The following is a 22,761-nucleotide window of genomic DNA, read 5'->3' as shown; positions in this document are numbered from 1 at the left end:
CGATGGGTTCTACTCCCCTTGAAGGGTGGCCATAATGGTTCGTTTCCCACCGTTGTCTCGGTGTTCACCCAGATAAATCCCCTGCCACGTTCCTAGTGCCAATCGACCTTGCCGAATCGGAATCATGACACTGGCGCCGAGAATCGACGCTTTAATGTGCGCGGGCATATCATCATCACCTTCATAAGTATGACGGTAGTAAGGCGCGTTTTGTGGCACAAAGTGATTAAAGTGCGATTCCATATCGCTGCGCACGGTAGGATCGGCGTTCTCATTGAGTGTAAGACTTGCGGACGTATGTTGGATGAATAGCTGTAATAAACCGACAGAAATCGATTGAATTTGTGGCAATTGTTGCTCAATTTCATCGGTAATGAGATGAAACCCGCGCGGTTTCGCGCGCAATTGTACTTGGGCCTGAGACCACATAAAGACTCCTTATCTAGACAAACCCGTTGGCAAAATTGCTTAGGGGCAGTGCAGTGATTAACGGTGCAGCATCACCAAAATCAATGCTATTATTCCACGTGCAACGACGCAGTTGCTCGGTTTTGAAGCGGGTAACGTGACCTAACTCAAAGAGAGTGAGGGTACCCTAGGTCATAATGAGCAACTGAAAAAAAATTACAATTATTCTTCATTTTCAAATTCGGGGATTCCACCAGTTTTCGCTAGACTGAATGGAATAAAAACGGACTGTAACATCGGGATAACGACCATGTTGAAAACTATCAATCCAACGCAGACATCCGCTTGGAAAGCACTCACTGCACATTTTGAATCCGCGCAAGATATGGATCTTAAAGCGCTCTTCGCACAAGACCCAGCGCGCTTTGACAAATTTTCTACTCGCTTTGGCGACGATATGCTTGTCGACTACTCAAAAAACCTCATCAATGAAGAGACGTTAAAGCATCTGTTTGCTTTGGCGCAAGAAACGGATCTGGCGTCCGCGATTGAGGCCATGTTCAGTGGTGACACCATCAACCAAACCGAAGGCCGCAGCGTTCTGCACGTGGCGTTGCGTAATCGCAGCAACACGCCAATCATGGTCAATGGTGAAGATGTGATGCCAGCGGTGAACGCGGTTCTAGAGAAGATGAAATCGTTCTCTGAGCGTGTGATTGGCGGTGAGTGGAAAGGCTACACAGGCAAAGCCATCACCGATGTCGTGAACATTGGTATCGGCGGCTCTGACCTAGGCCCATACATGGTGACTGAAGCGCTCGCGCCGTACAAAACACACCTCAACATGCACTTTGTCTCTAACGTTGATGGCACTCACATCGCTGAAACGTTGAAGAAAGTAAACCCAGAAACCACACTCTTCCTTGTGGCATCGAAAACCTTCACCACGCAAGAAACCATGACCAATGCGCACTCTGCTCGTGATTGGTTCTTAGCATCAGCCGGTGATGAAGCGCACGTAGCTAAGCACTTTGCGGCCTTGTCGACTAACGCTAGCGCAGTGTCAGAGTTCGGTATTGATACCGACAACATGTTTGAGTTCTGGGACTGGGTCGGCGGTCGTTACTCACTGTGGTCTGCGATCGGTTTGTCGATTGTATTGGGTGTCGGTTACGACAACTTCATCGAGCTACTGACCGGTGCTCATGAGATGGACAACCACTTCAAGTCGACAGAGCTTGAGAGCAACATCCCAGTGATCATGGCGTTGATCGGTATTTGGTATAACAACTTCCACGGCGCAGAGTCGGAAGCTATTTTGCCATACGATCAGTACATGCACCGCTTCGCGGCGTACTTCCAGCAAGGTAACATGGAATCCAACGGTAAGTTTGTCGATCGCAACGGTGATGCTGTGACTTACCAAACGGGCCCTATCATTTGGGGTGAGCCAGGAACCAATGGTCAGCACGCGTTCTACCAGTTGATTCACCAAGGCACTAAGTTGATCCCATCGGATTTCATCGCGCCAGCGTTGAGCCACAACCCAACTGGCGATCACCATCAGAAATTGATGTCGAACTTCTTTGCTCAGACTGAAGCACTTGCGTTTGGTAAATCTGCAGAGACAGTGAAAGCGGAGTTCTTGGCGGCAGGCAAAACGGAGCAGGAAGTGGAAGCACTGGTGCCATTCAAAGTGTTTGAAGGTAACCGCCCAACGAACTCCATCTTAGTTAAGCAGATCACTCCACGCACATTGGGTCAATTGATTGCGATGTACGAGCACAAGATCTTTGTTCAAGGCGTGATTTGGAACATCTTCAGCTTTGACCAATGGGGTGTGGAGCTCGGTAAACAGTTGGCGAACCAGATCCTACCTGAGCTAGGCGATGACGCGCCAGTGAGCTCTCACGATAGCTCGACCAATGGCTTGATCAACGCGTTCAAAGCACTGAAAGCGTAATGATCGGCTGTTGACCGCTAAGTATGAAAACGCCAGCGATTGTCGCTGGCGTTTTTTTATCGTCTGATTTTGTTTGTCGGCCACTACACCGTGTGGTGAATGGAGGAGCTTGACGCGTCGGTATTGGCACTAAATTTCTGATTGAGGAGCGCCAACAGCTGATCGTAATACTGGGTGTTGGGCTTATTCCCCAGCAGTTTGCACAGTTCGTTGCCGGTAGGGCTAAAACGATAGTAGAGCAGTCTCACGCCTTTGCTGTGCGCTTGCAACAAGAGTTGTTTGCCTTGGTAGGTCAACGCCAGTGGTGAGTCGAGCTCAATCTCTCCCGATTCGAGCTCTGCTGAGTGCATCAGCCCCAGTTCAAACAACACCAATAAACTCGAATAGGGGAGTTGGAAGTTGCCGACATTGATGTTGTTGGTGGTATTTCGCTTGCCAAAACTAAAAATGCCCCCTTGGGCGCGGTAACCGATCAAGAGCTTGCGGCTGTTGTCTCCGCCAAAACTGCACGCCAGTGAGGATGCGCGTTGTAAGATCTGCGCCTCTTTAGGCGTCATATCTTGCAGCACTTTTAGGGCTTTCATCGACGTGGAGCCAGGGTTGGTGACTTCACGCTTCAGCACCTGAGCCCACAAACGTTGCATAGCGCTGTTGTGCACCTCTTGCGCCATATCGAAGAATCGATACAACCAATCTTGGTCAGGATCGCCTGCGGTTTCATTCTTACATGAGGTGTGAGCAAGCTTTAGGATCTGCTCAAGGTTTTTCTGTCTGAGCTCTTTGCGTTTACGCTCGCGCAACAAAGCGCGTTCGAGTGCCGTTTTTTCCGGTGTTTGCGCTTGCAGCATGGCATCCAACCCATATTGCTGGGCGATGGTGAGGATACGGCTGGCGCTGTCTTTGACGTAGCTGGACTTTTTTTCTTGCTTATCGGTGTGGGTGGCGTCGTGCTCAATCACAACCGGCTTATTTGGCTCAGACATGATGATATTCCTTAGCAGTCATATCGTTATTAAATCATATTGCACGCCGATGCCGGATGTTACCCGCCATAGAGTGTGATGCTTATCCGAATAAGATTATAAAAATATCACTATCACGAATGATAATAAGTTGTTAAAATTGTTGCTATTGTTTTGGAGGGCTTTATGAAGTTTTCAAGTGATGAAAAACTGAAAAAGCACCTGCTAATCGCCTTTTTACTCCTGACTTATCTCGGGATCCTAGCGTATCTCTCTCGATATCTGACCTAAGCTGGGCGTTTAACAGGTTGCTTTATTGTTAATGGATTCGAGGGGTTACTGATCGTCGTACTCAGTAATCGCGGTGCCTTCAATCAGGTAACCCGTTTCGGCCAGCTCATGACTCATGGTTTCTGTCTTGAGCGTACCCACCACATAAATCACGTCCCACAGCTGTTGCACTGGCGCCCCTTGAGGGAACTTCACGTAAATGATCTGGTTTGGTGGCGGTGGCGGTACGTGAATACAGGCACCAAAGTAAGGCACAAGCAAGAATTCGGTGACCTTCTCTGCATCCCCTTCTAAAGGAATGACAAAGCCAGGGATTCGCACTGTGCTGCCGTTAAGATCTTGGCGCACGCCACCAATCTTTGATTGCTCCATAGTGCCACCTGAGTGGTCTACGTTTGGATCCGGCATACCGAATGAGTCAAACTGGTTGCGTTCATTCTCTGGTACGAGATCGATCCACTCTAAGGTTAATGGCTCCGAGGCGTGGCTGAAAAAGCTGGTCATTACCATGCTTATTGCCAGCATAAATATAGAAACGATTTTGGTCATAATTACACTCTAATTGTCATTCCATCACTGAGAGATTGCCTGTAGGCGCGCAATGCGGGAATAAAGCCAATGACGGTTCCCGCCAGTTGAACAGCGCCAAGTAGCATCAGTTCATACTGGGACAATATCTGCATTTGTAGGTTGATGCCATAGCTTTGTTGGATTATCGGCGCGGCAATGGCGAGCGCGAGATATAAGAAAGCGGTGCCGGTTAAGATGCCGATGAACGTCAGCGTACTGGCTTCCAAGATCAGCAAACTAAAGACATGGCGCGGTCTTGCGCCCATCGCGCGGAGAATCGCCATCTCTCGGCGGCGCTCTTGTAAGCTGGTTAACAGGCTCGACAGCATCCCCAATAACCCGGCGACCACCACAAAGCCAGAGACGGCCATCAGCGCTTGCTCGGCGACTGACATCATGCTCCACAACTCATGCAGAGCGATCCCCGGCATGATCGCGCTGAGCGGCTCTTTTGGGTAGGTGTTGATGGCACGCTGCAAGCTGAAGGTCTGAATTTTAGACTTTAGCCCGATCAGCATCGCGGTGATTTGTTTCGGCTGGAAGTCCATGCTGGCCAACTGATCCGCGTCTGGGTTGTTGCCCATATTGGCGCCGCTTTCCCACCCCACGTGAATGGCTTCAATCGCCTCTAGCGAGACATGTACCGTTTTGTCTACCGGTGTGCCGGTGGGCGCTAAAATACCGACCACTTTAAAAGGGGCATTCTCATGACGGTTAAACGCCACGTCACTGATGCCATGCGCAATGATGATCTCTTCACCAACTTTATAGCCAAGCTCTTTGGCCACATCGGCGCCAATCACGGTTTCCAGTAAGGATTCAAACTCGCGCCCTTGCTTGATGACCAGCGGCTGCTTTTGTCCGTATCGATAGTGTTCAAAATAGCTGTGGTTGGTGCCCATCACGCGAAAACCTCGGTGCGAGTCACCTAGCGAGATAGGAATGGCCCAGTCGACCGCGCGATGTTGGCTAAATTCTTGGTAACTTTGCCAATCGATATTATTGGTCGCATTGCCAATGCGAAACACGGAGTAAAGCAGCAGATTGACCTGCCCAGAGCGTCCACCAACAATCAAATCTGTGCCTGAAATGGTATTGGCAAAGCTGGATTTGGCTTGGGTTCGAATCCGCTCGACACCCAGTAGCAGCACGACGGAAATAGCCACGGTCAAAATGGTCAAGATGGCCGTCATTTTTCGGTTGCGTACACTTTTAAACGCAAGGCTGAGAGTCGGGGTCATACCTGGGCTCCTGCTTGATTGATCTGTTGTAAGTCGAGCGTGCGATCAAATTGCGCTTCTAAGGTCGGGTCATGACTCACAAACAGCAGGGTAGAGTTGGCTTGGTTGACTTGCTCAAGCAACAGTTCAATAAAAGCGCTGCGGTTGTTGTAATCGAGTGCAGAGGTCGGTTCATCAGCGATAATGATTTGTGGCTGACCGATCAAGGCTCTAGCGGCCGCGACGCGTTGCTGCTGACCAATGCTCAGTTCAACCACAGGTTTATTGATCAGCGCCTGTGGCAGACGTAATTTATCCAATAGCTGTTTGGCGTTCTCTTGCAATGATGGGGTTACTTGGCTGCGTCTTAGCGCTGAAAACTGGCACGGCAGCATGACATTTTCCAATACGCTCAAATAGGGCAGCAAATTGAACTGCTGGAAGATGTAGCCTATTTGGTCGGCGCGAAAACGGTCACGAGCACTGCCTGAAAGGGCAGACAGATCATGGCCAAGCACTCGAACTTGACCATTTGAGGTGCTGTTGATGCCAGTGAGTAAGCCAAGCAGAGTTGATTTCCCGCAGCCACTTGGGCCTTTGATAAACAGATGTTCGCCGCGATTCACGGTTAACGACGGGATGACTAATGTTGGCTCATTGTTGCCAGGCCAGGTGTAACTTACTTGGTTTAACTCGACAACGGGATGCGCTTCTTTTGTCGCCATGAAGAGTCCTTGAGCTTGAAGGGGCGGCCCAACAGTTGGGCCGCGAATGAGGGTTAATGCTTAAACATCAACGATTAAAATGCAATACGAGTTTGACCTTGACCGAGTTTCAATGCGGCTTGCGTTTGATCGGTCAAGAGGTTCACGCTGATCGCTTCCGTTGATGGGAAGTGGTTAAACCATTGCGTGTCGATGCTGTTAAGCGCTTGAATGCTTTCACACTCATAGTGGTACTCGATGGTGAATTCACCGTGACCACCGTGCGACTCGTGATCGTGTGAGTCATGATCGTGTTTATCGTGGTCATGGCTGTCGTGGTCGTGTGAGTCATGATCGTGCTTATCATGGTCATGGCTGTCGTGGTCGTGAGAGTCATGATCATGCTTATCGTGGTCATGGCTGTCGTGATCGTGTGAATCATGACCGTGGTCATCGTGCTCATCTTCACCGAGCGTATGAGAGACAGAGCGATGCTCAAGGCGACAGTTGGCCTGTGAGGCCAGCGTGAAAATGGTGCTTGCATCGTTGAGTGTGGTGACGGCGCGGTTTAGCGTCTCTTTTTGCTCATCGGTGTTTGGTGCGTGTTCAAAACCGACGACATCGGCGCCGGGAGCGGTAATTTCGATCAATAGCTCTTTGCCATCTTGGGCAATATTAAACTCCACTTGACCATGGACGTGGGCATCGTGCTGACGAAATGTCTCTTCGGCAAAGGTGGTGGTTGAGAAAGCAAGCGTCATACCCAGTGCGATTGGTGTGAATGTGTTCATGTTAATTCCTGTGATGATTCATTAAAGGTTTGCCCAACATCGGGCGTTAAAAGGTGCATGAACCTAAGGTGGGTGGCGAGCGAGCTAGGTACGCAAAGGTGCCGAGTTGACGAGAATAACGAGGCAGCGCCGTCAATACCGAAAAGTGGCTGGGTAACAGGACAACGATAAGCAGCGCGGCCATGATGCCGTGATGCAAAGCGAGAAACAGCTCGCATTGATGATGGGCGTGGTGATCAGGGTGATGATCTAAGGCATGTTCCACAGACGCGAAGCTGAGCCATAAGCTCAGCAAGATCGTGGTGAACACGATCAGAGTTCGGTGTGGCGTCGAGAAGAACAATCGCATTATCGGCACATCATCAAAAGCAAACAGGAGCTGTTATAATATAACAACTCCTGTCAGCCGAACAATCGAAACTGTATTACAGATTGTCACGCACAAGATTGAGTACCGTCTCAATCTCAGTCTCAGAGAGAGTGCCTTCTTTGACAAACAGCACTTGGCCTTGCTTGTCTTGCACTATGATCGCCGACGATTTCTCTGCCAGTGCCCATGCGTTGGCCACTGCCCCTTCTTCATCTAACACCATGGAAGACCAAGGAAAGGACTGCTTGCTGTCTTCAGCCGAGGATTTGACGAAAGAGCCCGTCCCCCAAATCGAATCATCTTGGTTAATGATTGAGGTCGTTTGATACTGATCCTCTGGAAATTTCGCCGCCGTAATGGCCGCCATCAGTGGGGCGTTCATCTCTTTGGCGCTGCTACGACCCGCGATCGCTTGGATCACTCTGACCTTACCCACCAGGTCAGCGGATGACCAAGGTGCAAAGCGGGTTTGGTCTCCATCAAGCAAAATTTCACCATGACTGCTGACGTCCACCGCGGGTACGGCTTGGCCAACCGTCAGGTTGTGTGCAAAGGAGAGCGCTGGAGAGCAAGCCAGCATGAGAGCGAGTAGGGTTTTGTTTTTCATTATGTTCTTCCTTTTATGGTTGCGGAAAAAGTATATACCCTAAATAGACAAAGGGTAGGAATTGTCCTTATTCCTACCCTTGAAAATGTGAATGAGGCAAAATTCGACGCTTAGATAAAGCAGACGCCCGTTCCACCTAATCCACAATAGCCATCTGGGTTTTTGGCTAAATATTGCTGGTGATACTCCTCGGCGAGATAGTAGGTACCCGCGGGTAAAATGTCGGTGGTAATGGCGCCAAACTGATCGCCGAGCAACGCTTCGTAACGCGCTTTTGAGGCAATGGCCGTTTGGTATTGTTCATCGCTAAATAGGTAGAGTGCCGAGCGATACTGAGTGCCGATATCATTGCCTTGACGCATGCCTTGAGTCGGGTCGTGACGCTCCCAGAATTTCTCCAATAAGGCGTCAAAGCTTAAGCGACTGGGATCAAACACCACGCGTACCACTTCAGTATGGCCAGTGTTGCCGGTACACACTTCATCGTAAGTGGGGTTGGGAGTAAAACCACCGGAGTAGCCGACCGAGGTGGTGATCACGCCATCAAGTTGCCAAAACAGGCGTTCGGCGCCCCAGAAACATCCCATGCCGATCAAGACTTCCTCGCAACCTTGTGGCGCTGGCGCGGTCATATTGGATTGATTGACGAAGTGAGTGGGGTTGATGACCATTGGTGTTTCTCGACCGGGTAGGGCAAGATTGGGGTCGATCATGGTCTGTTTGCCTGCCATTGAATTGTCCTTTGTCAGTTATTTGAAAATAGAGCCGCTCATCTGCTGTTTTCGTACAGACTTATGAATTCACTGGCGCTATTATTTTGGTCATTACGTTTGGGTACCTAATTAAGCATGATAAGAACCTCTTTACCAGCATTGTTAACGCTCTTTCTCTCTACAGGGGCACTCGCGCAAGAGGTCTCTTTGTCGATTCTTGGTTTGGACGGCGAGTTAGAAGATAACGTCGAGGCGTATTTATCCTCGATCCCCGAAAAGGAATACAGTACCGGTCTTCGTTTTCAAGCTCGTCTCGAGCGCACCATCACCGAAGCGTTGAATGCGCTTGGTTATTACCACCCAGAGTTTACGTTTCAAGTCGGAAAAGAGAGCACAGAGCTGAGCGTTACGGTGCAGCCCGGCGAGCCAATCTTGATTGAGAAAGTCGATATCCAAATCGCCGGTGAAGCGGCCAATGATGCCGACTTCAGCGCCTTGATTGCTCAAAGCGGTTTGGTCGAAGGTGCCAGGCTCAATCACAGCCAATACGACGCGCTGAAATCTGGGATTCGCAATTTAGCGCTGCGCAAAGGCTACTTTGAAGGCGATTATCAAGTCAGCCGCCTAGAGATTGCCCCTGAGTTGAATCAAGCTTTTATCCGCCTCTACTACGACAGTGGCATGCGCTATGCGTTTGGTCGAAATACCATTAACGGCAGTCAAATCCGCGAGGACCGTGTGGCGTCCTTATCCCCCTATGAAGAGGGCGAGCCCTATTTGGTCTCCAAAGTGGGGGAATACAACCAAAATCTCTCCAATACCGATTGGTTTTCATCGGTGTTTGTCGAGCCTGATCTGAGTTACCTAGGTCAAACTCGTGAGCTGCCGATGAAAGTGTCACTCGCCCCACAAGCGCGCAATCAAATCGAGACGGGTATTGGCTACTCGACCGATGTGGGCGTGCGTGGCACGCTCAAATGGAAAAAGCCTTGGGTGAACGATAAGGGCCACAGCTTTGACAGCAGTTTCTCTTTGTCGATTCCAGAGCAGACCATCACCGCAGGCTATAAAATACCGCTGCAAGACGCGCTCAATGAGTACTACCGCATTCAGTATGGGATGAAAAACCTCGACCAGCGGGACACGCAAAGTCTCGAGTCCAACTTATCTGTTGAACGCCATTGGGTGCTTGACAGCGGCTGGCACCGAACCGTGTATGTTCGCTATTTGCTCGAAAGTTACGAGCAAGGCTTGCAAGACGATACCGGACACTTCCTTCTACCGGGTATCTCCTTCTCACGCAGTCGTGTTCGTGGCGGCACTATGCCGATGTGGGGGGACAGACAAAGCGTTACCATAGAGTATGGCGACCCGAGCGTGATTTCCGAAACGCGTGTGACGCGCATTATGGGCGGCACCACCTGGATTCGTGGCATTGGCCAGAACCATCGCGGTATTTTACGTGTTGATGGCGGGGCGAACATCGCCGAAGAGTTTGACAAGCTGTCGCCGTCACTGCGTTTCTTTGCCGGTGGTGACAATAATCTGCGCGGCTACGGGTATGAGTCGATCTCTCCGGTGGATGAAAGTGGCGCCCTGACCGGTGCCAAGTACATTGCTACCTCCACTTTAGAGTATCAATATCGCGTGCACGGCAACTGGTGGGGCGCGCTGTTTTTCGACTACGGTGATGCGTTTAATGACACACCCGATTTCAAACGGGGGACGGGTTTTGGCGTTCGCTGGGCGTCGCCGGTTGGGCCTGTGAGACTGGATTTTGCTTGGGGATTGGATGCGGATCCGGGTGATGAGTTCCGTGTCCACTTTACTCTGGGGCCAGATCTATGAAAAAGCGCATTCTCACTTGGACAAAATGGCTAACGGTACTGACGACAGGGCTGCTTACTGCGCTGCTGGTGCTTGTCGGGGTCATCCTCTTTACCAACCCTGGACTTAATGTGTTGGTTTGGGTGGCGAATGCGTTTGTGCCGCAGTTGACGATCGAAGGGCACAGCGGAGCGCTCTTTCCGCGTTTTAGTCTCCATCAAGTGCGCTATGTGGATGAGGATTTATCCCTTGACGTTGCCGCCAACAAGCTCACTTTAGCGATCAATCCCAACTGTTTTACTGAGCCGTCGGTCTGTATTGACGAGATAGCGATGGATGGATTGGACTTTCACATGCCGACGCTGCCGAGCAGTGATGATCCTTCCGCCGCTGAGGAAGAGGGTGAGCCACTGACGGCGATCGCCGCGCCTGTACCCATTCAAATCAGCCGCATTGCGCTGTCCAATATCAATCTGGATATTTTGGGCAACCAGATAGAGTGGCAGCGTTTCTCGTCTGGAATAAGCTTCCAAGGCAACCGACTGGTGTTGAGCAAAACGCAGCTTGATGGTACTCGCGTGGCATTGGCGCCCAGTGATCCTCAAGCACCACAGGCTCAAAGCGCCGCGCCAGACAGTGACGCCTCCTCACCGATCGTCTTGCCGGACATTACCCTGCCGCTGCAAATTCAACTGTCTCGCTTAGACATCAACGACTTTAGGCTAGAGCAAGAGACACCGCTGGTGGTCAACCACCTAGGGCTTTCAGCGACCGCTCGTGGATCGCGGGTACAGCTGGCAACGCTTGAGCTTGATATGCCACAAGGGGAGGCCAACTTGCGCGCCGATGTCACCTTAAAAGGTGATTATCCGCTGAGTGCCTCGCTTGACGCTGTGGTGAAAGACCCGATTGCCAATGGCCAAGTTATTGCGCTTAACCTTGAAGGCAGTGTACGTGACTTGGCATTGGACGCCGAGTTATCGGGTTTGGCACTGGGCCAAATTGAAGCGCATTTAGCGAGCTTAGATCCCGATTTACCGTTTGAGCTTCACTTGCGTGATGTGGATGCCAGTTGGCCACTCAGCGGGGAGTCGGATTATCGTGTGGTGTTGCCAGAGTTTTCTGCCCAAGGCTCGTTGCAAGGTTTCCACCTTAATCTGCAAGGGGTGTTGAGCGGAAAAACCATTCCAGAGCTCGACCTAGCGCTTAAAGGGCAGGGGGATATGGGTCAGATTGAATTGACCGACTTTCTGCTCAAAACGTTAGGCGGTGAAGTTGAAGGTTCACTGCGTGCGGGGTGGCAAGAGCAAGTGAGTTGGGGCGCAAACTTAGCTCTTAGCCATATCCAACCCGGTTTGCAGTGGCCGCAAGCGGAAGGTGACATCAGTGGCACACTTGAAACCGCAGGCGGTCTGACGGCCCAAGGCGGTTGGCGTGTGGAACGCACCGACCTCAACATTGATGGTCTACTGCGCGGCTATCCGCTCAATATTGTTGGTGATATCGAGGCGTCGGACGCGGCAGGAGATGGCAATGTTCGCGCTAAAACGTCGGGCTTAGTGCTCTCTCATGGTCCTAACAAGATTGCCGCACAGGGCGAGTTGGATAAGCAGTGGGATATGTTACTGACATTGACCTTGCCACAACTTTCGAAAACGGTGCCTGATCTCAAAGGCCAGATTCTGGGGCAAGTGGCGCTGAGTGGTGAGATGACTGAGCCAACCTTAGGGCTAGATATCAACGCCAACCGATTAGCGTGGCAAACCCTAGCGCAAATTGGCAGTGCGAGCATCAAAGGCGAGGTGACTCCGCTGCCTGTGCCGCAAGGCGATCTGCAATTGAACGTTAAGCAGGCGACGGTTCAAGGCGAGCGGATTGAAAGTGTCGCACTGGCTTTTTCTGGCTCGCAGCAGCAACATCAGCTTAGCATAGATCTGTTATCTGAGTTGGTGACGAGCCATATCGACTTGCGTGGTGCATTGACGTTAGAGCCGCAGCTTAAGTGGCAGGGCGAACTTGAGGAGGTATCGATTTCCACCCAGCAGGGCGAATGGATGCTGGCTGACACCACCGCACTGGGCTTCGACGCTGAGCGTAACCAAGTGATGGTCGCAGCGCACTGTTGGCTGCAATCGGATTCCGCGCTGTGTTTGGATGAGGATATTCAAGTGGGGGAAAGCGGTGAAGCCGCGCTCTCTTTATCGCAGTTTAACGTCAATCAATTGCACGCCTTTATCCCACCCACCACTCAGCTCAAAGCTGAAGTGAATGCCAATGTGTGGGCGAAATGGTCGCCAGAGACGCCGCCTGAAGTAAAAGCCTCGGTATCGATGCCAGCCGGTCAAGTGACGCAAAAGCTTGAAGAAAATGTCACCTTAGCGTGGCATGCGGTGACACTCAATGCCGCGTTAGCGAATAACCGTTTGGACGCCGACTGGCTGATTGATGTGCGCGATAATGGCGATCTTTCTGGCCAAGTGACTCTCCCTAACGTATTGGATGCCAACCCAAAGATAGACGCCAAGCTCGCATTAACTCCGTTCCACATTGATTTTCTTGCGCCATTAATTGGCGATTTTAGTGAGCTAAAATCGACCATCAGTACCGATCTCGCCATCAGCGGTGCGGTAACGCAACCGAAAGTCGAGGGGCAACTGCTGATCGATAAGATGTCGCTGAAAGGGGAGCTCTCTCCGGTAGAAGTGGATTCAGGTCGAGTGAGCCTCGATCTCAACGGTTATGATGCGCTGCTTGCGGCGAAATTGACCACGCCAGATGGCGATTTGGAACTCTCTGGTGAAGCCGAGTGGCGTGAGTTGAGTAACTGGAGCGCGCAACTGCGAGTGTACGCTGAAGAGCTGCTGGTCAATGTGCCGCCTATGGTGGCGCTGAAAGTGCAGCCGGATATGACGATATCGGCCTCGCCTAAATTGGCGCGCGTGGATGGAAGTATTCATCTGCCTTGGGGGCGTATTATCGTCGAAGAGCTACCGCCGAGTGCTATTGGCGTCTCAGACGATCAAGTGTTACTTGATAAAGATCTCCAACCTGTTGAGAACGCCACCGAAGTGCCGTTTAATCTCGAAACCAATATTAATATCAGCATTGGCGATGACTTCAAGCTAGTGGCGTTTGGGCTTGAAGGCGGACTGAAAGGCAACTTGAATGTGGCGCAAAAAGACAAAGGTCCGTTTGTTCAAGGTGAAATCAACATTGTCGATGGTTCGTATCGCTCCTTTGGTCAAGATTTGATCATCAGTGAAGGTAAGATTTTGATGAATGGGCCAGTGGATCAGCCCTATGTGCAGATCACAGCGATTCGAAATCCCGATAACACCCAAGACGACGTGACGGCCGGGGTCAAAGTGACTGGACCGGCCGATGAGCCATCGGTCACCATCTTCTCAGATCCGGCCATGCCGCAAGCGAATGCGCTATCCTATCTATTGCGTGGTCAAGACATTGATGGCGAAGCAGGCGGCAACGCGATGACCACCACACTCATTGGTTTGAGCCTAGCGAAAAGCGGCAAAGTGGTGGGCGAAATTGGCGAAGCCTTTGGCGTTCAGGATCTGCAGTTGGATACCGCGGGCTCGGGTGATGACTCTCAGGTCACGGTGAGTGGTTATATTCTCCCTGGCTTGCAGGTTAAATATGGGGTCGGAATTTTTGACTCGGTGGGCGAGTTTACGGTGCGTTACCGCTTAATGCAGGATCTTTATTTAGAGGCGGTCTCTGGTGTGAGTAGCGCTGTGGATCTGCTCTATCAATTTGAGTTTGATTAATAGTGGCTCTAACACAGAGCCGACGTTGAGACACACTCAGGCAGAGAAAGGAAATAGGGGCGGGCAATGCAACATCTATTGTTTGTTTATGGCACATTGCGCAAAGGGGAGTCGAACCAAGATTTTTTAGCTGGCTCGCAGTGTTTGGGTCATTTTGATACACCGCCCTTTTATGCGCTGTATGATTTGGGACCCTATCCGGCGGTGATCGAAGGACATGATTCGATCTCAGGTGAAGTCTATTTGATCGATGATGTCACACTCGCACGTATAGATGAACTAGAAGATGTGCCGGTAGAGTATCGCCGAGAGCGCATAGATACGCCGTTTGGTCAGGCTTGGATTTACCTCTACCAAGATGTCAGCCAATTGGATGTGTTGATTGCATCGGGTGATTGGTGCCAGCGCGTCTAGCGCCATTTTATGATGAGAATAAGCGTTCAATAAGGAGAGTCCTATGTCAGCGCTGAAACGTACCATCACACCCGTCGGGGCGTTCGTCGCCCTGTTACTCACAGGCTGTACCACTGTCACTACGCCAACGTCTAACGTCGATCAAGATTGGTATCAGTTCGGTGTTGATCGCGGTGAAAACGGCTTACTGAACTTGTCGCAATCCAAGTTAGCCAAAGCGGATGAAGCTGGCTATTTGAACGACGACCGTTATGCCGCCTATTTGGCAGGGTATGAGCAAGGTCGCGGTCAATATTGTCAGCAAAACGCCTACATGCTTGGGGTTATGGGCAAACCCTATTATGGGGTGTGCGACCGTCTTGACCCCTTCTTCCAGCAAGACTATGTCTCAGGGCGTAATTCCACGGCAGGTTCGGGTTTTTAATGGTTGAATGCCGATAAAGAAAACGGCCAGAGTTTCACTGCTCTGGCCGTTTTCTTTTAGTCAATGAGTCACGGTGGTTGGGTGAGGATTACTTACTCGCGCGCTCAAACGACTCCAGAATCTCTTGGCGCGCGGCAGCGACGTCTTCCCAGCCCTCCACTTTGACCCATTTGCCGCTTTCGAGCTCTTTGTAGCGCTCAAAAAAGTGGGTAATTTGCGCTTTGAGCAGATCAGGAATATCACCGACATCTTGGATGTGCTCGTACTCTTTGGAGATTTTACTGTGCGGCACGGCGAGTACTTTGGCATCTTCACCTGATTCATCGGTCATTTTCAATACACCGACAGGGCGACAGCGAATCACACTACCTGGCATCAAGGGATAAGGGGTCGGCACTAGGACATCAACCGGGTCACCATCTAAAGAGAGTGTGTGATTCACATAGCCATAGTTACATGGATAGAACATAGGCGCGGACATAAAGCGGTCCACAAATACCGCGCCAGAATCTTTGTCGACCTCGTACTTGATCGGATCGGCATTGGCCGGAATTTCGATGACGACATAAATGTCATCCGGGAGTGATTTCCCTGCAGGGACGTGATTAAGACTCATGGGCAAGCTTCCTTGTTATTGGTCGATATGTAGGCAAATACCTTACCGCTAAACTTGGTTTTTTGTAAATGACGGACGATGAGAGCTTGGTCAAGAAAACACCGATTGTGAGGCGCAGCGACTGGGAAGTGATGGAGGTTCTTAAAAAACAAGGCGCTCAGTGAGCGCCTTGGAGAGAATATCTGAGCCTTATTGGTCTTTGTATTCTGCGAGGAAAGATTCGACTTTCTTGACCATGTTTTTTGAGCCAACAAAGAAAGGCACACGTTGGTGCAGCTCTGTAGGTTCAATATCCATGATGCGTTTCTCACCGTCTGAGGCAATACCGCCCGCCTGCTCAATAATGAACGCCATTGGGTTGCACTCATAAAGAAGGCGCAGTTTGCCGCTCGGGTGGCTTTGCGTGCTTGGGTACAGGTAAATGCCGCCTTTCAGCAGGTTACGGTGGAAGTCCGACACCAAAGAGCCAATGTAGCGAGACGTGTACGGACGACCGTCATTCGGTTCGTTTTCTTGGCAGAATTTGATGTACTTTTTCACGCCCATTGGGAAACGGAAGTAGTTACCTTCGTTAATTGAGTAGATGCGGCCATCTTCTGGCACCATCATATTCTCATGAGACAAGCAGAACGTACCGATCGATGGATCGTAGGTAAAACCATTGACGCCATTGCCTGTGGTGTAGACAAGCATGGTCGATGAACCGTAAATCACATAACCGGCCGCGACTTGCTTGTTGCCTGGTTGAAGGAAGTCTTCTTCTGTCGGTGGGGTACCGATAGGAGAGACGCGGCGATAGATGGAGAAAATCGTTCCGACAGAGACGTTAACATCGATGTTAGATGAGCCATCGAGTGGATCCATCAATACCACGTATTTGGCGTTTTTGTTCAGTTCTTTATTGAACGCGACCGCCTCATCTTCTTCTTCACTTGCTACGCCACACACTTGATCGCGTGCTTCAAGTGCTGCTTTGAACTTCTCGTTCGCGTAAACATCCAGTTTTTGTTGGGCTTCGCCCTGAATGTTCTCACTACCAACGGCACCGGTGATATCACCAAGGCCAGCCGCGTTTATTTCGCGGTTGACGATTTTAGCCGCAAGGCGAATCGACGATAGTAGGGATGATAGATCACCGCTAGCGTGGGGGAAGTCCGTCTGTTTTTCAACAATGAACTCGCCAAGGGTGCGCATTCCAGACATGTTTATTCCTTAAAATCGCATAAGTTTGGGGGGAGTTGGGCAACCTCTTGCCATTTTATTGTTGGGGCGCAAGAGGGACGAAGCTATGCGTGAGCTTTTGTTTTTGCCTTGAGCAATTGTAAAACCATGATCTTATTATTGGTAACGAACTAACTGTCTAACCTCTCAATTTTTTTGGTAATTATTCAAATATTTTCACGGTTTTTCATCTTGAACAAACTTTGCTCGATTGTGCCAAGATTTCACATCCCAAGGACAAAGAGGTTCGCTTTTCAAGTCATTATCGCCATAATGAGCACTTCAAATTAGCCTTTTCAGGATCACTCTATGCATATTCATATCTTGGGAATTTGTGGCACCTTTATGGGAGGAGCGGCAATTTTAGCGCGTCAATTGGGGCACAAAGTCACCGGCAGTGACGCCAATGTGTACCCGCCCATGAGCACGCTACTTGAATCGCAAGGTATTGAAATTATAGAAGGGTTTGATCCGGCGCAGTTAAATCCGGCGCCCGATTTGGTGGTGATCGGTAATGCGATGAGCCGTGGTAACCCGTGTGTCGAACATGTGCTTGATAGCAACCTGCGTTACACCTCCGGCCCGCAGTGGCTGCAAGAGTTTTTGCTGCATGACCGATGGGTACTGGCGGTCGCGGGAACGCACGGCAAAACCACCACATCGAGTATGCTCGCTTGGATTCTGGAAGATTGCGGTTATGAACCCGGTTTTCTCGTGGGGGGCGTGCTTGGCAACTTTGGTTTGTCGGCAAGATTGGGCAACAGCCCGTTTTTCATAGTTGAAGCTGATGAATACGACAGCGCTTTTTTCGATAAGCGTTCTAAGTTCGTTCATTACCATCCACGTACCTTGGTCATGAATAACCTTGAGTTCGATCATGCAGACATCTTCGATGATCTGGAAGCGATTAAGCGCCAATTTCACCATCTAGTGAGAACCGTACCGGGCAATGGTCGGATGTTTACTCCTCAATCAGACCAGGCGCTGCAAGACGTTATTGCCCGTGGCTGCTGGAGCGAACAAGAGTACACAGGGTGCGAATCTGGCTGGCAAGCGCAAAAACAGGCCCAAGATGGCAGTGTCTTTGATGTCTTATTGGCGGGAGAAATAGTGGGTCGAGTGACGTGGGATTTAGTCGGCGATCACAACGTCAGCAATGCGTTGATGGCCATCGCGGCGGCGCGTCATGTGGGTGTCACTCCGGATCACGCTTGTGAGGCGTTAGGGCGCTTTATTAATACCAAACGCCGCTTAGAGTTAAAAGGGCAGGTCAATGACATCACTGTGTATGACGACTTTGCTCATCATCCAACGGCGATTGAACTGACATTGGGCGGCTTACGTAACAAGGTGGGTCAATCCCGAATCCTTGCGGTGTTGGAGCCGCGCAGTGCAACCATGAAACGCGGGGTGCACAAAGAGACGCTCGCGGCCTCATTGCAGGCGGCCGATGAAGTGTTCCTCTTTCAACCTGAGTCAATTACCTGGTCCGTGAGTGAGATTGCCGAGCAGTGCGCGCAACCTGCTTATGTCTCTGACGACATCGACGACTTGGTGCGCAATATCGCTCGGCATGCTCGCCCCGGCGATCAGATTCTGGTGATGAGTAACGGCGGGTTTGGCGGAATTCACGACAAACTGTTAGCGCAATTAGCCCAATAATAAGAGATACGCATAATGTCTGAAAAATCCATCACCCTCGCTTTCACCGGAGCCTCAGGCGCGCCTTACGGGCTGCGTTTGTTGCAGTGCTTGTTGGCCGCGGACTATCAGGTTTACCTGCTGGTTTCATCGGCGGCGCGAGTGGTGTTGGCCACCGAACACGGATTAAAACTGCCTGCCAATCCAGACAGCGCCAAGCAAGCCTTAGTCACCCATCTTAATTGCGACCCGGCTAAATTAGTGGTGTGCGGTAAAGAGGATTGGTTCTCGCCCGTGGCCTCTGGCTCAGCGGCGCCCAAGCAAATGGTGGTCTGCCCTTGTTCGGCAGGAAGCGTCGCTGCGATTGCTCATGGTATGTCCGATAATCTGATTGAACGTGCCGCCGATGTGGTGATGAAAGAGCGTGGTCAATTGCTGCTGGTAGTTCGAGAAACGCCGTTCTCAACCTTGCACCTTGAGAACATGCACAAGCTCTCGCAGATGGGCGTTACCATTATGCCCGCCGCGCCCGGTTTTTATCACCAACCTAAATCGATAGACGATCTTATTGATTTTATGGTCGCGCGCATTTTGGATCACCTCGGCATCGAGCAATCCTTGGTGGCGCGCTGGGGCTATGATCAACGTAACGATTCGTGATTGCGCCTTGGTGGGCCGTCACGCAAGTATGGCTATTGTAGGGCAGACCTATTACAATCAAGCCGAACCTCATCGGGGAGCTATTCATTCACTGAATGACGCTGAGATCGAGCTTTGCTCGGGACCCGTAGACCTGAACCAGATAATGCTGGCGTAGGAATTGAGCGAGGACATCAGACGTCTGTTTGTCCCTCAGACCTGCGTGGCTCAACAAGGAGAGCGAGCAGTGAAATCCACTTTTATCCCTTCAATTATGCCACTTTGTGCCGCCGTGGCATTGACGTCTTTTTCTGCAACCGCAGCCGATACGTTAACCGTTTATACCTATGACTCTTTCGCTGCCGATTGGGGTCCAGGCCCAGCGGTAAAAAAAGCGTTTGAAGCACAGTGCGACTGTACGTTGAATTTTGTAGCTTTGGATGATGGCGTCTCTATCCTCAATCGCTTGAGACTGGAAGGCAACAATAGCAAAGCCGACATTGTGTTGGGGTTAGACAACAACTTGATGGCAGAAGCGCAGCAAACCGGTTTGTTGGTTGAGCATAGCGTCGATACGTCATCCGTCACCTTGCCAGGCGGCTGGTCCAATACGACCTTTGTGCCGTACGACTACGGTTACTTCGCGTTTGTCTACAACAAAGAGACCTTAGCTGAGCCACCGACTAGCCTCAAAGCGCTGGTGGAATCAAATGACGACTTAACAGTCATCTACCAAGACCCGCGTACCTCAACCCCGGGTCAAGGTTTGATGCTGTGGATGAAATCTGTCTATGGCGACGAAGCGCCGCAGGCGTGGAAGGCGTTGGCGAAAAAGACAGTGACGGTCACGAAAGGGTGGTCAGAAGCGTACTCGATGTTCTTAAAAGGCGAGTCTGACATGGTGCTCTCTTACACCACGTCACCTGCGTACCATCTGATTGCCGAAAATGAGGCTAAGTTCGCTGCGGCGAATTTCGCGGAAGGTCATTACACTCAAGTAGAAGTGGCCGCCAAAGTTAAAACGAGCGCGAACAGCGAGTTGGCGGATGCCTTTATGCAGTTTATCCTCAGCGATGACTTTCAGTCGGCCATGCCCACAGGGAACTGGATGTACCCTGTCACTGACGTTGCGTTACCAGAAGGGTATCAAAGCCTGACGAAGCCAAGCCAAGCCTTGAGCTTTAGCGCTGAAGAGGTGGCTACCCACCGCAAAGCGTGGATTCGTGAATGGCAAAACGCGTTGACCTTCTAAGGTTGGGCGTTCGTGCAATCTGTCCCTAAATTAGGCGTATGGGTCGCGATGTTGATCGCGGCCTTTGTCGTTTCTGCGTTGCTGGCATTGCTCAATCAAGCGCCTTCCTTCGATCTGCGTGTCATTTGGCAAGACCCTTATTACCGCCACGTTACCCAATTTAGCTTCTATCAATCTTTCCTCTCAACGCTGCTCAGTGTCGGCTTGGCGATCCCCGTCGCCCATGCTTTGTCGCGGCGGCAGTTTATCGGCAAAGCCTTGGTACTTAAGCTGTTTGCGACCACTTTGGTGCTGCCTGTGTTGGTGGGGGTGTTTGGCTTGCTGGCGATTTATGGGCGCAGTGGTTGGCTGGCGACACAGCTTGCGCAGTGGGATCTCTCGTTGCCATTTAATATTTACGGTTTGCACGGCATTTTGCTCGCGCACCTCTTTTTTAATCTTCCTTATGCGGCGCGTTTGCTGCTGCAATCACTAGAGTCGATTCCGGCGGAGCAACACAAACTGTGCGCCCACTTAGGCATGGGGCATTGGCAAAAGTTTAAGTGGGTCGAATGGCCGCGGATGAGGCAGCAATTAGCGCCCGTTTGCGGGTTGGTGTTTATGCTCTGCTTTACCAGTTTCGCCACTGTAATGGCACTGGGCGGCGGGCCTAAATCGACCACTATTGAGCTCGCGATTTACCAAGCGATCAAGTTTGATTTTGATTTGCAAGCGGGCGCGTTATTGGCGATTTGGCAGATGTTGCTATGTGGCTTAATGGCACTATCGATTCAACGTTTCGCCCGACCTATTGCCACTTCGATGGGCAGCAACGCACCTGCTGCGTTGGTGGTGAAAGACAATCTACTCTCTAAGTGCTGGGATGGCGCTTGGGTAGGATTTAGCTTGCTGTTAGTGTTGCCGCCTCTTGGGATGGTACTAGCCAGTGGCATGAATTCTCAGGCGTTAAGTGTGCTGAGCGATGGCCGATTTTGGTCCGCGCTCGGCGCGTCACTGAAAGTGGCGAGCATGGCGAGCGTTATCGCTGTCAGTGCGGGCACGGCGATTTTATTGTCGAGCCGAAGACTGCGCCTCAATCAACGTGAGAAAACCGCGGATAAGATAGAGCTGCTAGGGACCATCATCCTGGTGACCCCAGGATTAGTGATCTCGACCGGGCTCTTTTTGCTGCTCCGTTCGTGGACGGATGCGCTCAGCTACGCCTTGGTCGTTGTTGTTGCGGTCAACGCGTTAATGGGGCTGCCTTATGTGATCAAAACCTTGGCTCAGCCGATGTTGCAACTTGAGCAGCAGTATCAGTACCTTTGTGCAACCCTTGGAATCCGCGGTTGGCGCCGTTTACGAGTGGTGGAGTGGCGCGCATTAAAACGGCCGCTGGCGCACGCGTTTGCCATCAGCTTTATGTTTTCTATGGGTGATCTCAGTGCCATCGCGCTGTTTGGCAGTCAGGAGTTTCGTACTCTGCCGCTCTACCTGTTCCAACTGCTCGGCAGCTACCAAATGGACGCGGCGGCGGTCGTATCGGTCACTTTACTGCTTTTGAGTGTGGGCTGCTTTGCGCTGATGGAGCGCCTGTTTCGCCCTCGCTCTGCCTCTACCCCCACCAATAGGAGTCACTATGCTCACTCTCAGTGACCTGCATTACGATTATCATGCCGAGTCATTTCAGTTTGATCTGCACGTTGAGGCAGGGCAAGTCGTCGCGCTAATGGGACCCAGTGGCGCAGGGAAGTCGACCTTACTCGCCTTGATGGCGGGTTTTATTGAACCATTAAGCGGTGAAATTTTAGCGCAAGGTCAAACACTCAACGGGCTGGCACCTTATCAGCGCCCGTTTGCGATGTTGTTTCAAGAACACAACTTGTTTGCTCACCTTACCGTGTTGGAAAACATCGGCCTTGGATTGGATCCCGGCTTGAAGTTGTCTGCAACGCAGAAACAGGCGGTAGTGCAAGCGGCGCAGCAGGTGGGGGTGGCGGAGTATTTGTCTCGATTGCCGCATGAGCTCTCTGGTGGCCAGCGTCAACGGGTTGCGTTAGCGCGCTGCTTTGTACAATCTGCGCCGATATGGCTGCTCGACGAGCCCTTTTCAGCGCTCGATCCTTTGCTCAGGTTAGAGATGCTATCACTGGTCAAACAGTTGGCGAGTGAGCGTGATATTACGGTCGTGATGGTGACGCACCACTTGGGTGATGCGAAAGCGATCGCAACGCATTTTGCGTTTGTCGAAAAGGGTCATGTCGCAGCGACTGGGCCGATCTCAGAACTAGCAGCGACCCACTCGGACTCTAGCCTCGGCGCATTTGTTCAGGCGGCCACCACGGCGCACAACTGAGCGCTATA

21 protein-coding genes and 1 riboswitch are annotated in these 22,761 nt (G+C 51.2%); of the genes, 10 read left to right on the top strand and 11 right to left on the bottom strand.

The genetic code is table 11. The annotated features are described in order from the left end of the window. Positions 1 to 9: 9 nt before the first annotated feature. Positions 10 to 429, bottom strand: a complete 420-nt coding sequence (locus AC6R10_RS09710; protein ID WP_500672113.1) for a secondary thiamine-phosphate synthase enzyme YjbQ — start codon at positions 427 to 429, stop codon at positions 10 to 12. A gap of 289 nt (positions 430 to 718) precedes the next feature. Here AC6R10_RS09710 and pgi point away from each other — a divergent pair, with 289 nt between their 5' ends. Further along, entirely contained in the window at positions 719 to 2,371 is a 1,653-nt protein-coding gene (pgi, locus tag AC6R10_RS09705; protein ID WP_334554997.1) for a glucose-6-phosphate isomerase, read from the top strand. Positions 2,372 to 2,454: 83 nt separating this feature from the next. On the opposite strand, the gene AC6R10_RS09700 is transcribed toward pgi, so the two are convergent. The 8 genes from AC6R10_RS09700 to msrA form a co-directional block, all read right to left on the bottom strand. Further along, positions 2,455 to 3,354: a TIGR03899 family protein gene (locus AC6R10_RS09700; protein ID WP_487901814.1), complete on the bottom strand. Its 900-nt coding sequence runs from the start codon at positions 3,352 to 3,354 to the stop codon at positions 2,455 to 2,457. A gap of 315 nt (positions 3,355 to 3,669) precedes the next feature. Continuing rightward, positions 3,670 to 4,173, bottom strand: a complete 504-nt coding sequence (locus AC6R10_RS09695) for a DUF3299 domain-containing protein (RefSeq protein ID WP_500631178.1) — start codon at positions 4,171 to 4,173, stop codon at positions 3,670 to 3,672. A gap of 2 nt (positions 4,174 to 4,175) precedes the next feature. Continuing rightward, the gene (locus AC6R10_RS09690; RefSeq protein ID WP_500672112.1) at positions 4,176 to 5,435 is read right to left on the bottom strand and encodes an ABC transporter permease; all 1,260 of its coding nucleotides are present in this window, start codon (positions 5,433 to 5,435) and stop codon (positions 4,176 to 4,178) included. After that, positions 5,432 to 6,139, bottom strand: a complete 708-nt coding sequence (locus AC6R10_RS09685) for an ABC transporter ATP-binding protein (RefSeq protein WP_500672111.1) — start codon at positions 6,137 to 6,139, stop codon at positions 5,432 to 5,434. The genes AC6R10_RS09690 and AC6R10_RS09685 overlap by 4 nt, the downstream gene beginning before the upstream one ends. A 74-nt stretch (positions 6,140 to 6,213) precedes the next feature. Then, positions 6,214 to 6,909 (bottom strand): zinc uptake protein ZrgA, encoded by a 696-nt coding sequence (zrgA, locus tag AC6R10_RS09680; RefSeq protein WP_500672110.1) that lies wholly within the window; start codon positions 6,907 to 6,909, stop codon positions 6,214 to 6,216. A 46-nt stretch (positions 6,910 to 6,955) separates the two neighbouring features. Beyond that, positions 6,956 to 7,258, bottom strand: coding sequence for a DUF2607 family protein (locus tag AC6R10_RS09675; RefSeq protein ID WP_500672109.1), 303 nt, complete (start codon positions 7,256 to 7,258; stop codon positions 6,956 to 6,958). Between the two features lie 76 nt (positions 7,259 to 7,334). Next, positions 7,335 to 7,886: a YtfJ family protein gene (locus AC6R10_RS09670; RefSeq protein WP_500672108.1), complete on the bottom strand. Its 552-nt coding sequence runs from the start codon at positions 7,884 to 7,886 to the stop codon at positions 7,335 to 7,337. 110 nt (positions 7,887 to 7,996) lie between these two features. After that, positions 7,997 to 8,617, bottom strand: coding sequence for a peptide-methionine (S)-S-oxide reductase MsrA (msrA, locus tag AC6R10_RS09665; protein WP_500631184.1), 621 nt, complete (start codon positions 8,615 to 8,617; stop codon positions 7,997 to 7,999). A gap of 117 nt (positions 8,618 to 8,734) precedes the next feature. On the opposite strand from msrA, the gene tamA reads away from it, so the two are divergent. From tamA to AC6R10_RS09645, 4 genes are all read left to right on the top strand, one after another. Further along, a complete protein-coding gene (gene tamA, locus AC6R10_RS09660; RefSeq protein ID WP_500672107.1) occupies positions 8,735 to 10,447 on the top strand; it encodes an autotransporter assembly complex protein TamA in 1,713 nt (570 codons plus the stop codon). After that, positions 10,444 to 14,211: an autotransporter assembly complex protein TamB gene (gene tamB, locus AC6R10_RS09655; protein ID WP_500672106.1), complete on the top strand. Its 3,768-nt coding sequence runs from the start codon at positions 10,444 to 10,446 to the stop codon at positions 14,209 to 14,211. Before tamA ends, tamB begins: the two co-directional genes overlap by 4 nt. Before the next feature lie 66 nt (positions 14,212 to 14,277). Further along, positions 14,278 to 14,625 (top strand): gamma-glutamylcyclotransferase family protein, encoded by a 348-nt coding sequence (locus AC6R10_RS09650; protein ID WP_334555009.1) that lies wholly within the window; start codon positions 14,278 to 14,280, stop codon positions 14,623 to 14,625. Positions 14,626 to 14,668: 43 nt separating this feature from the next. Then, positions 14,669 to 15,049 (top strand): DUF2799 domain-containing protein, encoded by a 381-nt coding sequence (locus AC6R10_RS09645; RefSeq protein ID WP_487901806.1) that lies wholly within the window; start codon positions 14,669 to 14,671, stop codon positions 15,047 to 15,049. An 88-nt stretch (positions 15,050 to 15,137) separates the two neighbouring features. Here the strand turns inward: AC6R10_RS09645 and ppa are convergent, their stop codons facing one another. Together ppa and fbp are read right to left on the bottom strand one after the other, a co-directional pair. Continuing rightward, entirely contained in the window at positions 15,138 to 15,665 is a 528-nt protein-coding gene (ppa, locus tag AC6R10_RS09640) for an inorganic diphosphatase (RefSeq protein ID WP_500631189.1), read from the bottom strand. Positions 15,666 to 15,854: 189 nt separating this feature from the next. Further along, on the bottom strand, positions 15,855 to 16,868 hold the full coding sequence (fbp, locus tag AC6R10_RS09635; protein WP_500672105.1) for a class 1 fructose-bisphosphatase: 1,014 nt from the start codon (positions 16,866 to 16,868) through the stop codon (positions 15,855 to 15,857). 327 nt (positions 16,869 to 17,195) lie between these two features. Here fbp and mpl point away from each other — a divergent pair, with 327 nt between their 5' ends. From mpl to thiQ, 5 genes are all read left to right on the top strand, one after another. Further along, the gene (mpl, locus tag AC6R10_RS09630; RefSeq protein WP_500672104.1) at positions 17,196 to 18,548 is read left to right on the top strand and encodes a UDP-N-acetylmuramate:L-alanyl-gamma-D-glutamyl-meso-diaminopimelate ligase; all 1,353 of its coding nucleotides are present in this window, start codon (positions 17,196 to 17,198) and stop codon (positions 18,546 to 18,548) included. Between the two features lie 15 nt (positions 18,549 to 18,563). Further along, a complete protein-coding gene (locus AC6R10_RS09625; protein ID WP_500672103.1) occupies positions 18,564 to 19,187 on the top strand; it encodes a flavin prenyltransferase UbiX in 624 nt (207 codons plus the stop codon). A 63-nt stretch (positions 19,188 to 19,250) separates the two neighbouring features. Continuing rightward, positions 19,251 to 19,364: riboswitch (TPP riboswitch) on the top strand. 76 nt (positions 19,365 to 19,440) lie between these two features. Further along, a complete protein-coding gene (gene thiB, locus AC6R10_RS09620; protein ID WP_500672141.1) occupies positions 19,441 to 20,418 on the top strand; it encodes a thiamine ABC transporter substrate binding subunit in 978 nt (325 codons plus the stop codon). 48 nt (positions 20,419 to 20,466) lie between these two features. After that, entirely contained in the window at positions 20,467 to 22,053 is a 1,587-nt protein-coding gene (thiP, locus tag AC6R10_RS09615; RefSeq protein ID WP_500672140.1) for a thiamine/thiamine pyrophosphate ABC transporter permease ThiP, read from the top strand. Further along, the gene (gene thiQ / locus AC6R10_RS09610; RefSeq protein ID WP_500672102.1) at positions 22,037 to 22,753 is read left to right on the top strand and encodes a thiamine ABC transporter ATP-binding protein; all 717 of its coding nucleotides are present in this window, start codon (positions 22,037 to 22,039) and stop codon (positions 22,751 to 22,753) included. The genes thiP and thiQ overlap by 17 nt, the downstream gene beginning before the upstream one ends. The last annotated feature ends 8 nt before the right edge of the window (positions 22,754 to 22,761 follow it).

The sequence above is a fragment of the Vibrio sp. R12-SG2-ISO1 genome (assembly GCF_059834045.1).
The sequence above is the reverse complement of the archived record's forward strand: the minus strand, read 5'-3'. Positions and strand labels throughout refer to the sequence as shown.

Coding starts and splice junctions, on each gene's coding strand:
- AC6R10_RS09710 (WP_500672113.1), bottom strand. CDS start 429: ATGTGGTCTCAGGCCCAAGTACAATTGCGCGCGAAACCGCGCGGGTTT.
- pgi (WP_334554997.1), top strand. CDS start 719: ATGTTGAAAACTATCAATCCAACGCAGACATCCGCTTGGAAAGCACTC.
- AC6R10_RS09700 (WP_487901814.1), bottom strand. CDS start 3,354: ATGTCTGAGCCAAATAAGCCGGTTGTGATTGAGCACGACGCCACCCAC.
- AC6R10_RS09695 (WP_500631178.1), bottom strand. CDS start 4,173: ATGACCAAAATCGTTTCTATATTTATGCTGGCAATAAGCATGGTAATG.
- AC6R10_RS09690 (WP_500672112.1), bottom strand. CDS start 5,435: ATGACCCCGACTCTCAGCCTTGCGTTTAAAAGTGTACGCAACCGAAAA.
- AC6R10_RS09685 (WP_500672111.1), bottom strand. CDS start 6,139: ATGGCGACAAAAGAAGCGCATCCCGTTGTCGAGTTAAACCAAGTAAGT.
- zrgA (WP_500672110.1), bottom strand. CDS start 6,909: ATGAACACATTCACACCAATCGCACTGGGTATGACGCTTGCTTTCTCA.
- AC6R10_RS09675 (WP_500672109.1), bottom strand. CDS start 7,258: ATGCGATTGTTCTTCTCGACGCCACACCGAACTCTGATCGTGTTCACC.
- AC6R10_RS09670 (WP_500672108.1), bottom strand. CDS start 7,886: ATGAAAAACAAAACCCTACTCGCTCTCATGCTGGCTTGCTCTCCAGCG.
- msrA (WP_500631184.1), bottom strand. CDS start 8,617: ATGGCAGGCAAACAGACCATGATCGACCCCAATCTTGCCCTACCCGGT.
- tamA (WP_500672107.1), top strand. CDS start 8,735: ATGATAAGAACCTCTTTACCAGCATTGTTAACGCTCTTTCTCTCTACA.
- tamB (WP_500672106.1), top strand. CDS start 10,444: ATGAAAAAGCGCATTCTCACTTGGACAAAATGGCTAACGGTACTGACG.
- AC6R10_RS09650 (WP_334555009.1), top strand. CDS start 14,278: ATGCAACATCTATTGTTTGTTTATGGCACATTGCGCAAAGGGGAGTCG.
- AC6R10_RS09645 (WP_487901806.1), top strand. CDS start 14,669: ATGTCAGCGCTGAAACGTACCATCACACCCGTCGGGGCGTTCGTCGCC.
- ppa (WP_500631189.1), bottom strand. CDS start 15,665: ATGAGTCTTAATCACGTCCCTGCAGGGAAATCACTCCCGGATGACATT.
- fbp (WP_500672105.1), bottom strand. CDS start 16,868: ATGTCTGGAATGCGCACCCTTGGCGAGTTCATTGTTGAAAAACAGACG.
- mpl (WP_500672104.1), top strand. CDS start 17,196: ATGCATATTCATATCTTGGGAATTTGTGGCACCTTTATGGGAGGAGCG.
- AC6R10_RS09625 (WP_500672103.1), top strand. CDS start 18,564: ATGTCTGAAAAATCCATCACCCTCGCTTTCACCGGAGCCTCAGGCGCG.
- thiB (WP_500672141.1), top strand. CDS start 19,441: ATGCCACTTTGTGCCGCCGTGGCATTGACGTCTTTTTCTGCAACCGCA.
- thiP (WP_500672140.1), top strand. CDS start 20,467: ATGTTGATCGCGGCCTTTGTCGTTTCTGCGTTGCTGGCATTGCTCAAT.
- thiQ (WP_500672102.1), top strand. CDS start 22,037: ATGCTCACTCTCAGTGACCTGCATTACGATTATCATGCCGAGTCATTT.